A 12,247-nucleotide genomic window follows, 5' to 3' on the forward strand; every position below is an offset into this window, starting at 1 on the left:
GTTGTTATTTTAATTATAAACCATGACATAAGAAAACGAGCATCTCCAACTACGGAAATGCTCGTTTTTTTAATAGTTAGAAGCGAGTTTTTGCCCAGCCTCTTTACTTTTTAAACTAATTATCAGATACTACTTTTATCTTTTTTATCTGAGGATTTGTCTGTTGAGTTGTCTGTCGATTTATCACTAGATTTGCCTTTGTCGTTAGATTTTGAAACATTACTTCGGACAACAGTATCATAACCTTCTGTATTATCAATTAACTCGGTTGCTAGAGTACGATAATCCTCTTGAGAGATAAGCCAGTTGCCATCCTTATCTTTGGTTAATTTGATTTCAGTATCAAAATCTCCAGTAGTAAATGGTGTATACGCTAAGTTAGGGTCGACATCGTTATAGATAGTAAAATCATGCCTAAACAGATGCTCAAAAATCCAGTATGAAATCAATGTTTGGTATCGTTTAATATCAACATTTGATCCCGCAGTATTGTACTTACCTAAGTTGTCAATCCCTCCAATTAGAGTTGTTAAAACGTTTCTTGTTGAAGAAGCCAAACCCTTAGAATGCAACTTTTTAGATGTAAAAGTTACAGTAGCTGAACTCCCTGATTCGTCTAACTTAACATCTTTAATAGAGTAATAACCAATCTCTTGGAACATTTTTCGTCTTACTTTTAAGAAGCCAGTAATTGTTTCTTCTGGTGTTTCAATAGGGAAATCAGCATGCCATTGAACAGAATAGGTAGAGGCTGGTGTAAGACCATCATCTTTTACCTTTTCACTAGTTTGAACCGCAAATACTGCCTCAGTCCATTTTTCATAGGTTTCGCCGTAAATCTTTTTAAACTTAGCAATATCAGTAGTCAAAACTGCATCTAATAAAGTTTCAGCATCTTTTGTAACTTTTTCTTTGACTGATTCTTCTTTCTTATCAGTTTGTTCGGTTTTGTCAGAATTCGACCCTGACTGAGTCGGAAGTGAAGAACAAGCACCTAAGACAACTGCTGAGAGCGCTAAAATACCAAGCAACTTAACTTTTTTCATAATACACCTCTTTATAAAATTTACTCTTGGAAAAAGTCCCTAAGAGTGTTTCTTTAGAAAATCTCAAGATTATTCTAACGGAGAATGAGGGATTCAAACCCTCGCGCCAGTTACCCGACCTAACGATTTAGCAAACCGTCCTCTTCAGCCTCTTGAGTAATTCTCCAAAAATAAAAATACTAGAACGATTGGATTTATCAAACCTAACATCACGAATAAACATCATTTTTTGTTTATTTAATTTTTAACCGCTTACCCTTGTATTTTAAAGTAAATACTCTATCAACCAAGATAAAGTATCTAAGTCTATATTCAAAAATTTTTTAAACATCGTACTCAATTATACCCAATGTTCAAATTCAAAAATCATTTCAAGATGTTACATATCCTCTTTTCCTGGGTAATTGTTCTCTTTGAAAATCAAACACAATTTTACAATAAACCTACAATATACAATCATTATATCATTCAAGGAAATAAAAATCGGTATATTTTTTAATTTGTTATATCTAATTTTTGAACATTAAGTTCATTTTTTTAGTTTTTATAAAGAACTTCAAAATAAAAAACGTTGATTTATGTACTGCACCCCAAAAGTTAGACAGAAAAAATCTAACTTTTGGGATATTTTTATTATGAAATTAACTTATGATGATAAAGTTCAGATCTATGAACTTAGAAAACAAGGATATAGCTTAGAGAAGCTTTCAAATAAATTTGGGATAAACAATTCTAATATTAGGTACATGATTAAATTGATTGATCGTTACGGAATGGAGTTCGTCAAAAAAGGAAAAAATCGTTACTATTCTCCTGATTTAAAACAAGAAATGATTCATAAAGTCTTACATGAAGGTTGGACTAAAGATAGAGTTTCTCTTGAATACGGCCTCCCAAGTCGTACGATACTTCTTAATTGGCTAGCACAATACAAGAAAAATGGGTATACTATTGTTGAGAAAACAAGAGGGAGACCACCTAAAATGGGACGTAAGCCAAAGAAGAGATTTGAAGATATGACAGAATTAGAACGTCTTCAAGCAGAAAATGAGTACTTGAGAGCGGAGAATGCTATTCTAAAAAAGTTGAGAGAACTCCGATTGAGGGACGAAAAGGAGCAAGAAGAAAAACGGAAATTGTTCAAGGACTGGTAACAGAGTTTTCTTTAGATATCCTTCTAAAGATTATTAAGCTTGCCCGTTCAACCTATTATTACCACTTAAAACAGCTGGATCAAAGCGATAAAGATTATGATATTAAAGCTGAAATTCAGTCAATTTATACTGAGCATAAAGGAAATTACGACTATCGTCGCATGACTCTAGAATTACGAAATCGTGGCTTCGTAGTGAACCATAAGAAGGTGCAACGTCTGATGAAAGTACTTGGTTTAACGGCTCGAATTCGCCGTAAACGAAAGTATTCTTCCTACCAAGGAGAGGTTGGCAAGAAAGCAGATAATCTTATTCAACGTCAATTTGAAGCAACCAAACCAATGCAAAAGTGCTACACAGATGTGACAGAATTTGCCATTCCAGCAAGTAGCCAAAAGCTTTATTTATCACCAGTTTTAGATGGCTTTAACAGCGAAATTATCTCCTACAATCTTTCTACTTCGCCGAACTTAGTACAAATGAAAGCTATGCTAGAACAAGCCTTTACAGAGAACCATTACGAAAATACAATTCTCCATAGTGATCAAGGATGGCAATACCAACACGATTTCTATCATCATTTTTTAAAGAATAAGGGAATCCAACCATCTATGTCACGTAAGGGAAATAGCCCAGATAACGGTATGATGGAATCTTTCTTTGGCATTCTTAAGTTTGAAATGTTTTATGGTTATGAGAATACGTTTCAGTCACTTGAACACTTGGAACAAGCTATTGTAGACTATATTGATTACTACAACAATAAACGAATTAAGGTAAAACTAAAAGGACTTAGCCCTGTACAATACAGAACTAAATCCTTTGCTTAAATTAATTGTCTAACTTTTTGGGGTCAGTACAGGAACTTGTGAATCGTTCAAAGAAATCTTAGAATCTAACTCATCCACTTTCTCAGCAATATATGTCACGGTCCTCAATATCTCGTTGAGGGCTGTTCTTTCTAGTTCGTTCATTTCCCTACTCCTTATCTTTTTTATCACTTTGGTACTTCACTATTTGACGAATAGTAAAAGATACAATCACAAATCCTGCTAGGATTATCAATCCAGTTTCTTCACTCATTGCTTTTCACGGCAAATGATGGTACACTATCAAGTAGAGGTTGGGGCTTCTGCCCCTTTCTCTACTTTTTCTTAAGCTCTTTGTCTTTGAGCTTGTATGCTAAGTACTGCTTATGCCAAAGACGAGCTTCTCTGACTAAGCCTAGTGCCAAGATGACGGTTGCAGTGTCCTTTGTTCCTAGGCTTTTTATGATGTGTTCCATCATTTGCCTTACCTCCTTTTCCTTAAGCTTGATTTAATTGTACTACGAATTAAATCGTATATTAATACTTTTTTAGAATTTTTCCGTATTTTTTTCGTATTTTTTATTTACAAATACGAAAATAAGCGTTATTATATAGTAAAAGACAAAAGGAGAAAAAGAATGGCCAGAGGACGAGGAAAATTAACTCCTCAAGATAAAGAGGATATGAAGGTCTTTTCCGCAAATCTAAATGCTATTTTGTCGGATAGGAATTGTAAGCAAGTTGAATTGTCCAGAGCGACAGGTATACCTGCTAGCACTTTAACGGGCTATGTAAAAGGAACTTCTTTGCCTATACCTGGTAATGTACAAAAAATAGCTGATCATTTTGGAGTATTAAAATCGACTTTAGATCCGAGGTTTGCAAGTGAAGATTCATCTATTGAAATTACTCCTACCGCTTCCCAAATCCAATCAATCTACGACCAACTAGCACCGCCTAGACAAGGCAAAGTCCTAACCTATGCCGAGAGGCAACTAGACGAGCAAAAAAATGAAGATAAAACGAAGATAAACGAAGTATCAGAGAAAATTGTTCAACTCTATGGTTACGACTACTACGACCACGCTGCTTCTGCTGGTACTGGGCAGTATTTGAATGATATACGAGTGGAACGGATTGAGTTGCCAGTGGATGTTGATGCCGACTTTGTTATTCCGATTAAAGGTGACTCCATGGAACCTGATTATCATGATGGCGACCTAGTATTTATCCAGACAAGTGTTGATTTGAATGATGGTGTTATCGGAGTGTTTAACTACAACGGAGAGGCATATATCAAGCAACTAGTCATTGATACAGAACAATCCTACCTACATAGCTTGAATCCTGCATACAAGGATATGCCAATCACACCAGAAACAGACTTCCGAATCATTGGAGAAGTCGTGGATTTATATAGGAATTAAACGAGGTAGACCGATGGAAAATACAATAGAATTAAAAGAAATTATAGAAAATATAAAAAAAGAAATCCCTGTTTTAGATTCTTCTAGTGATTATTGGCTAGTGCGTGCTAACTCTGGAGAATATTATACGGATTTTAATCTAAATGGCTATATAGGTATTGGATGGAATGAGATTACCCTTGAAGATATTAGACGAGCAGATAATAACTCCAATATATTAAAAGAAATTTTAAAAGAAAAACTAACATTTCAAGATGACTTAGAACCATCTGAAAACAAATATGGTATCACTGCAGGCCAACTGCTTCGCTTTGTAAATAACATTAAGAAAAACGATATAGTTGTTGTCCCATCTGAAGGATCTGAACGATTTTTAGTTGGTAAAGTTACTGGACCACTTTACGAACTCGATCAATATGAGCTTGAACAATACAAAAGTGAAGAGTTGACGCATAGTCGATCTGACTTTGCAAAAAGGTGGAAAGTACATTGGTTAGGATGGTTTAATCGTTCCGATGCAGACAGCGCATTGTATAAAATGATTTATTCTCATGCAACACTATCAAATATAAATGATTATAAACCGTTCATTAACCGCGCACTTTTCCCTTGCTATATTGAAGACGAAAAACTATATATTAGCTACCATGTAACAGAAGAAAAAGATATTCAAGGGGTTTATTTGGGTCAATTTGTTTATCAATATTCTCTATTAACAAGGTTGCTTTTCCCTGAAACACGAGTAGATTCAAAAATAAATGTACAGTCCGAGGGTATTATAGAACTTATTACGCATACTGTAAACTATGGACTTATAATTTCAATGATACTTGGTGGAGCAATTGTTCTGACAAGTGGGGGGAAACTAAAGGTTATGGGATTAGAACTTGAAGTCCCAGGATTAATAAATACGTATCAAGACTATCAAAAAAACAAACTCGACCGGATTAAGCAAGCAAAAGAACTAGCTGATGAACTCGGTGTACCAATATCTGAATTAGGAATTCGTATTCCGAGAAAACTAACAGCTGCTATAGAAAACAAAACAGTTGTACAACAGGCTACTAGTAATCCACCAGGTAAGTTTGAGGAATAAAAAAAGTCTAACATCAGTTAGACTCGAAAGAAATAATTTTTTTTAATAAAAATGTGACAAGTGTAGTTATCGCTATTGAAAGATAGCTATTTGTGATGTAAATCGTAGTTATTGAGAAAAAAATCTTGAAAATTAAGAGAAATATAAATGTCGATACAATAAAATTTTTTAACTCTTTTTTTAACATATTTTTTTCTCCTCTCTCTTTTTAAATAATTATAACATAAACAAGTAAAAACAACTGTTTCCAAAATGGAAATAGTTGACAATAATAAAAATAAATTTAACAAAAAACTTGACAAAAAGTTAAAAAAGCAGTACACTGATAATGTCAAAAGCCTTGTTCGTCAAGGATACGATATTTACTTATAAAGCCTTGTTCGTCAAGGACAAAACGGTCTGGTGTACTTCTAATAGGTACACCTGATTTTATTATCTGGAGCATTATATGAAATTTCAACAAGGCGAAGTTTATCTAATCAACTTCCCACAAAAAAGTGGGAATGAATTTTACGGAAAACACTACGCTATCATCTTAACACCTCCTGACAAAGCTGATGGGACACTCCTAGTAGCACCTTTAACTGGTAAAAATCAGGAAAGAAATATCGTGGTGGTATCACGATTGAAAATAGTAAATATCAAAACACTCCTTCCAAGCCAAAAGCTTATGCTTATATCCGAAAAATCCAAGAAATAGACAAACGGAAAATCGTCTATAAAACAAAGAAAAAGACTGATAGCGATGGACAAGTAATGATAGATTCAGAGGGAAAAGAGTTATATGATAAAGTTTATAGACCAGCTTACAAGCTAGATACAAACGACCATAAAAAACTACTAGACAAGATAAAAGAAGTTCTTGGACTAGATTTATATTAAATAAAAAATTGACTTTTTTTAAAATTAGGGTTAGAATTAAATCATAAAGTCGCTTGACGACAAAATAGATGATACTGTCCCAAGAGGACATCTCTAGCCCTACTCTTATGAGGTGGGCTTTTAATTTTTTATTTAACAACTATTCCCATTTTGGAAATAGTTGCGTAAAACGGAAATAAAAAAATGTGCAATAACTGAACCACATTAAAAGCTGGGAGAGGTTTCATTATGAATGAAGAACGCAAAGTTTTAGGTATTTTGGCTATTATTTTTGGAGCAATTGCTCTATTTGGGTCTTGGATGCCTATTATTAACAATCTATCTTTTGTTATTGCTATCTTAGCGCTTATATTAGGCTTGATAGGTCTAGCTATCAACAGAAAAAGACCAAAAATGTTGGCTATCATTGGTACAGTTTTAGCAGTTGTGTCAATGGTTATTGTTATCGCTACGCAATTGATGTATGCCCGTGCTTTGAATAACGCTGCTAAAAACGTTGAAGAAACTGTCAGCTCAGTAAGTTCTTCTATCGAATCATCACAAAAAGAAGAGGATGCTAAATTTAACTGGACAAAAGAACAGTTTGACGCTCTTCAGATGGGTGACATCACGAATTATGGAGCTGGTGGAACTAACTACGATGATATTGTTAGTGTTCATGGAGAACCAAATAGTATAAACACTACTACTGTCAATGATCACGAAAGCAGAACAGTTTCATATTCTTCAGCAGGGACAAAAATCCGAAGCGTTACTTTGACATTTAGCAAACAAGAAAATGGTGCTTATTTATTGACTGCTAAAGTCGGCATCGGATTGGAATAAATTTATTTTCATGATAGAATTAAGTTACTTAGAGGCAAGCCCTCATAATTTTAGACTTTGCACCTTAGCGTGCCAGGGAAAGTAACTTAACGGTTGCTTCCCTTTTTAAAACCAAAAAAAGTCACTTGCTGAAAGTTTGGCGACAGTAGCAAGTGACTAGACGGAGATTTTCAAAGACAATTTCTACTAGCAGGCAAGCAATTAGAAAAGGTTTTGAATATCTATATAAAAAACGACCATTAAAAAGGTAGTTTTCTTGTACCCATTTTATCAAGAAATGAGGTGAAAATCAATGGAAATTAGATCTTATAAAAAGAAAAACGGAGAAACAGCTTATATGTTTCGTGCGTATATCGGTAAAGTGAACGGATATAGTCAATATGCTACCCGCCATGGTTTTGCTACAAAAGCTAAAGCAAGAGCAGCACTGCTTCAACTTCAGGATGATATTGAGAGTGGCGAGCAAACTAAGAAAGAAATAACGGTTGAGGAAATTTCTAAAAAATGGCTTAATGATTATTCTGAGACAGTACAAGAGAGCACTTATATCAAGACCTCTAGGAATTTTAAGAATCACATCTATCCAGCTTTCGGCAATAGGAAAATAGCTAGTATCACTCCTCTTCAAATGCAAGAGCAGGCCAATGAATGGTCTAGAAAATTAGTCTATGGTCGTAAGTTAAAGGGTTTGATGAATAATGTTTTCAAATATGCAATCCGACATGGATACATAGAAATCAATCCAGTTGATAGCGTGATTACCTCAACAAGAAAGAAATCTGATATCAAAAGCGACTTTTACAACAAAAACGAACTTCAAAAGTTTTTGAAACTTGTTGCTAAAACAAAGGATCTAGATAAGATAACTCTATTTCGCCTTCTAGCCTTCACAGGGGCTCGGAAAGGTGAGATTTTAGCTCTCGAATGGAGTGACTGAAATGATAATACTCTGGACATAAACAAGGCCATTACAAGAGGTTTTGCAGGCGAAGAGATAGGAAACACAAAAACGGTCAGCAGCAATCGACTAATCAGTCTAGACAAAAAGACAAAAAGTATTTTGAAAAAATGGAGAAAGCAAAATACAGATACCAAATACATTTTTGAGAATGAGTTTAAAAAGCCAATTCCAAGTACATTGTCCAGAAAGTGGCTTATCAAAATTGTGGAAGGTAGCGACCTGCGTCCGATTAAAATCCACGGCTTCAGACATACACATGCCAGCCTTTGTTTTGATGCTGGTATGACTTTGAAGCAAGTCCAACATCGCTTAGGACATTCTGACTTGAAGACGACCATGAACGTTTATACACACATAACTAAGCAAGCAAAAGACGACATCGGAGAACGATTTGCGAAGTATATTAATTTTTAAACACGACAGACCTTCTTCAAAAAGAGGGTCTGTTTTAGGGTCTGCCTTTTTCGCAAAAGAATACCAAGGAATACCAAACTCAAAAATAAAAACGTTGATTTAACAACGTTTTACCAAGGAATGCAAAAGAATGCAAAGGAATAATGGAGCCGGTGGGAGTCGAACCCACGTCCAAACACCTGCCAACATATTTGTCTACAACCATAGGTTATGTATTAATTTAACAGTCCCTCGACACATAACTCAAGCCTAGAAACTGCGAGTCTATCAATCTCTTATCAAGCCGCTAGACAAGACTTGATCGTATCTCGCTAATAATAAGACCTGTCATTGAACACGAGCAATCCAAATCGGGTCACGCCTGCTGGTTTTTAGGCAGCTAGAGCGTAAGAAGTGTTATTTTTTGCAGTTATATTTAACTGAGCGTTTACGTCGCCACACGAGTCGCAAAATATGCCTCATAATGCCTGTCGAATCCGTAACGACCCCAAAAGACAGTAAAACCATTATACCTTATCTAACACAAAAATGCAAAAAGGAAATCAACTAACTAGAAAAGATAGTCTTTCAAAGCTTTGGTCAAAACCTGATAACCAGTAACACTGAGATGCAGTCCATCAGTTGTATAATCTTTTTTGAGTTGACCTGCTTGGTCTGTCAAACTATCAAAAACTGGCACAAATTCTACCTGCATATAGGCAGAAGCAAGCTCTTGATAGGCTTGATTCCATTTCTGAATTTTTTCATTCGTGCGGATATAGACTGTCTGCTTGTACTCATCTCCCTCATTGACTGGCAAAATAGAAAGCAATTTTATCTCTGTCAGTGGATAATCGCGAGCAATGGATTGAATGATAGCTTCAAGATTATTGAGAGCCTCATTCACAGGTACATCTTTTCCGATATCATTTGTCCCAATCAGAAGGACAATTTTATCTACCTCTCCACCGTAAAGATGCGCATCTAGATTCTCTAGTAAAAGCCCTGTTTTATAACCTCGAATACCTCGATTGACAATCGTCTTTGAAGTTCCAAATAACTCCTGCAAAGGGTAATACTCAACAATGGAATCGCCAATAAAGAGAATATCTGACTCTAGAACAGAAACCTGATTTAAGTGACGATACTTGGTTTGGATTTTTTCTTGTTCCTTTAGTAACCAATTTTCTAATAACTGTACTGCCACTTCATTCTCCTTTTTCTAACCAGTTTTCCAAGATTTTATAAACTCCTCCTTGGCTATTGGCTGGCGCTAGAGCAGTCGCCACAGCTTTGGCTTTATCATCAGCATTTTCCATCGCATAAGCAATTCCAGCCATTTCAAGCATTTCAACATCATTTTCACTATCGCCAAAAGCCATGATTTGTTGGGCTTTCAAGTTCCAACGTTTGAGTAATTCTTCCAAGCCCCATGCTTTATGAATTCCAGCTTGAAGGATATCAATGCAACCATAGCCACTCGATACAGCCCGAACACGGCCATCAAAGAGGTCATTGATTTCTTCCAAGACCGAATTCAAACGTTCCTCACCAACAACCATACTCATCTTGAGCACACCACCAAAGAGGTCAGAGGTTAATTCGTCCACAAATTGCATCCGTTGGTAGAATTTTTCAATCATTTCTGGAGTCATAAAACTTTCAAGGTCTGTAAAAATCGTACCTTCTTTGACGAAACCACCCTTCATAGCCGTCACAACAAACTGATCCTGACACGCTCGACCCTTGAAATGAGCCAAAGCCTTATCGACAATGGCATCATCCCAAGTCTGTGCCTGAATCAATTCATTGTTTTCAAAAATACGAGCACCGTTTGCAACAACCAGAACCACTCGATCAACCAAGTGCTCCAGCAGTTGCCTCATGCGGTGAATTTCATTCCCCGTCGCGATGACAAAACGAATACCCCTTTGATCCAACTGATCTAAAATCTTTTCCAAGCGTGGAAGATCAAGCTGGCCTCTAGCATCCAGCAAGGTCCCATCCATATCTGTCGCAATTATTTTAATCGTCATTTACTTCCCTCTGGATTCAAGCTAATCCCACTTCAATCCTACATGTTCGTTCATTTCTTTATAGGCTGTATCAATTCGTTCCTTAGTCGCTTCATCTAACTGGTCACGATGACTACCACCCTCGATAAAATCTTCTAAGATATAGGTTTGGTAAAGGAAGAGTGGATAACCTTCTGGAGAATAGGTTCCTTTCGGTGTACGATTTACCCAAGAAGGATGTGCTTTAGCAGTTTCGATTGTCGTCTTGCCATCCTTTTTCTTAATGGTCACATCCATAAGAACACCACGCTCTGTCCACTTAGCATTCTCTTCATCTTGCATGGTTTCAATTCGTTGATTGGAAATGAAGTTCCCCATTGAATAGATAATGAGTTTCTTGTCTCCATCTTTTTCAACCGTTTCAGATGGTTCAACTACGTGAGGGTGCCCTCCAAAGATAATATCAGCTCCCCAATCGATCATTTTGTGATAAAGAACCTTTTGTTCTTCAGTTGGTTCCAAGCGATACTCCACACCCATCTGAGGCATGATAATGGTGATATCTGCTTCCTTCTCTGCTCGTTCAATTTCAGCCTTCATCTTGTCTTCATTTAGGTCTGAAAGATAGCGATTATAATCTTCCTGAGAAATACTTTGCTCAATTCCATTAAAACCATAAGAATAAGCCAAAAGTGCAACCTTGATACCATTCACTTCCTTGATAACCAGTGGAGCTTGATCACGGGACTCATGCGTATACACTCCAATAGGCGTCATACCTGCCTTTTCAATTGCATCTGCTGTTGAAACGACACCTTCTATTTGTGAATCTAGGATATGGTTATGCGCCAAGTCTAGCACTTGATAACCGGCATCCTTGATGGCATCCATGACTTCGCCAGGTGCATTAAAGAGAGGATAACCTGCCAAATAGTGGTCCTTGTTCACAGTACCTTCAAAATCACCTAAAATCAAGTCTGCTTGTTTGAGCCATGGTTTCACATACTCAAAATTCTCATGAAAATCATACGTTCCATCATCCTTTTTTGCTGAAAAGTAAAGAATATCATGATAAAGCAAATCCCCGTGGGCCATAATTCTGGCAGTTTTTTCCTCTTCCTGCTCCTGAGACTTTTGCTTAGTCCCCTCTTGAGAAATAGTATCTCGTTTTTGACTGGTTAAAGGGTTTCCTTGGAAACTTTCAAACAACAAGACCAAGCCCATTGATAAAGCAACTGCTAGCAAGAGTACCGCCACAAATCCTTTATTGCTCCACTTGCGATAACTCCTAAAAAAGTTTACCAAGCCCCTCATAAAACGAAAAGCTGAACCACGCTGATATCGATCTTGTCTTCTTTGCATCTTCATTCTCCCTACTTTCTTATTCAAGCCTTTTCTTTTTATTATATCACAGATAAGGATTTCTTTCACAATTGATACTCTTCGAAAATCAAATTCAAACCACGTCAGCGTCGCCTTACCGTATATATGTAACTGACTTCGTCAGTTCTATCCACAACCTCAAAACAGTGTTTTGAGCTGACTTCGTCAGTTCTATCCACAACCTCAAAGCAGTGCTTTGAGCTGACTTCGTCAGTTCTATCTACAACCTCAAAGCAGTGCTTTGAGCAACCTGCGG

The 12,247-nt window shown here is 36.4% G+C and carries 11 protein-coding genes, 1 tRNA gene, 1 other RNA gene and 1 pseudogene; 6 read left to right on the forward strand and 8 right to left on the reverse strand.

Annotated elements, in window-relative coordinates; all coding sequences use genetic code 11:
* Window positions 1-122 precede the first annotated feature (122 nt).
* Together SMI_RS06910 and SMI_RS06915 are read right to left on the reverse strand one after the other, a co-directional pair.
* Window positions 123-1,046 carry a hypothetical protein gene (locus SMI_RS06910; RefSeq protein ID WP_000756234.1) on the reverse strand — a complete coding sequence of 308 codons (924 nt, stop codon included), beginning with the start codon at window positions 1,044-1,046 and terminating at the stop codon, window positions 123-125.
* Window positions 1,047-1,124: 78 nt separating this feature from the next.
* Window positions 1,125-1,212 (reverse strand) — tRNA-Ser (locus SMI_RS06915).
* Window positions 1,213-1,681: 469 nt separating this feature from the next.
* Here SMI_RS06915 and SMI_RS06920 point away from each other — a divergent pair.
* Window positions 1,682-3,030, forward strand: a protein-coding gene (locus SMI_RS06920) for an IS3 family transposase (protein WP_164925562.1) whose coding sequence is annotated in 2 segments (ribosomal slippage) — window positions 1,682-2,132 and window positions 2,132-3,030 — 1,350 coding nt in all. Because the reading frame shifts where the segments join, the coding sequence is not laid out codon by codon here.
* Window positions 3,031-3,039: 9 nt separating this feature from the next.
* Here SMI_RS06920 and SMI_RS10945 read toward each other — a convergent pair.
* Both SMI_RS10945 and SMI_RS10575 read right to left on the reverse strand, forming a co-directional pair.
* Entirely contained in the window at window positions 3,040-3,174 is a 135-nt protein-coding gene (locus SMI_RS10945) for a hypothetical protein (RefSeq protein WP_001003832.1), read from the reverse strand.
* A gap of 170 nt (window positions 3,175-3,344) precedes the next feature.
* On the reverse strand, window positions 3,345-3,488 hold the full coding sequence (locus SMI_RS10575) for a hypothetical protein (protein ID WP_000969965.1): 144 nt from the start codon (window positions 3,486-3,488) through the stop codon (window positions 3,345-3,347).
* 159 nt (window positions 3,489-3,647) lie between these two features.
* On the opposite strand from SMI_RS10575, the gene SMI_RS06925 reads away from it, so the two are divergent.
* From SMI_RS06925 to SMI_RS06945, 5 genes and pseudogenes are all read left to right on the forward strand, one after another.
* Entirely contained in the window at window positions 3,648-4,436 is a 789-nt protein-coding gene (locus SMI_RS06925; protein WP_000090697.1) for a S24 family peptidase, read from the forward strand.
* 13 nt (window positions 4,437-4,449) lie between these two features.
* Complete coding sequence (locus SMI_RS06930) at window positions 4,450-5,532, forward strand: hypothetical protein (RefSeq protein WP_000432060.1); 1,083 nt, start codon at window positions 4,450-4,452, stop codon at window positions 5,530-5,532.
* A gap of 448 nt (window positions 5,533-5,980) precedes the next feature.
* Window positions 5,981-6,232 carry a type II toxin-antitoxin system PemK/MazF family toxin gene (locus SMI_RS10815; RefSeq protein ID WP_000671972.1) on the forward strand — a complete coding sequence of 84 codons (252 nt, stop codon included), beginning with the start codon at window positions 5,981-5,983 and terminating at the stop codon, window positions 6,230-6,232.
* 410 nt (window positions 6,233-6,642) lie between these two features.
* The gene (locus SMI_RS06940) at window positions 6,643-7,239 is read left to right on the forward strand and encodes a CD20-like domain-containing protein (protein ID WP_001001539.1); all 597 of its coding nucleotides are present in this window, start codon (window positions 6,643-6,645) and stop codon (window positions 7,237-7,239) included.
* Between the two features lie 292 nt (window positions 7,240-7,531).
* A pseudogene (locus SMI_RS06945) lies at window positions 7,532-8,614 on the forward strand (tyrosine-type recombinase/integrase).
* A gap of 141 nt (window positions 8,615-8,755) precedes the next feature.
* Here the strand turns inward: SMI_RS06945 and ssrA are convergent.
* The 4 genes from ssrA to SMI_RS06965 form a co-directional block, all read right to left on the reverse strand.
* Window positions 8,756-9,103: a transfer-messenger RNA gene (gene ssrA / locus SMI_RS06950) on the reverse strand.
* A 61-nt stretch (window positions 9,104-9,164) separates the two neighbouring features.
* Window positions 9,165-9,800 (reverse strand): SGNH/GDSL hydrolase family protein, encoded by a 636-nt coding sequence (locus SMI_RS06955; protein ID WP_000290661.1) that lies wholly within the window; start codon window positions 9,798-9,800, stop codon window positions 9,165-9,167.
* A 1-nt stretch (window position 9,801) separates the two neighbouring features.
* The gene (locus tag SMI_RS06960; protein ID WP_000152854.1) at window positions 9,802-10,629 is read right to left on the reverse strand and encodes an HAD family hydrolase; all 828 of its coding nucleotides are present in this window, start codon (window positions 10,627-10,629) and stop codon (window positions 9,802-9,804) included.
* Window positions 10,630-10,650: 21 nt separating this feature from the next.
* Entirely contained in the window at window positions 10,651-11,970 is a 1,320-nt protein-coding gene (locus SMI_RS06965; protein ID WP_001189738.1) for a CapA family protein, read from the reverse strand.
* Window positions 11,971-12,247 lie beyond the last annotated feature (277 nt).

Source organism: Streptococcus mitis B6, assembly GCF_000027165.1.
Lineage (GTDB): Bacteria > Bacillota > Bacilli > Lactobacillales > Streptococcaceae > Streptococcus > Streptococcus mitis_AR.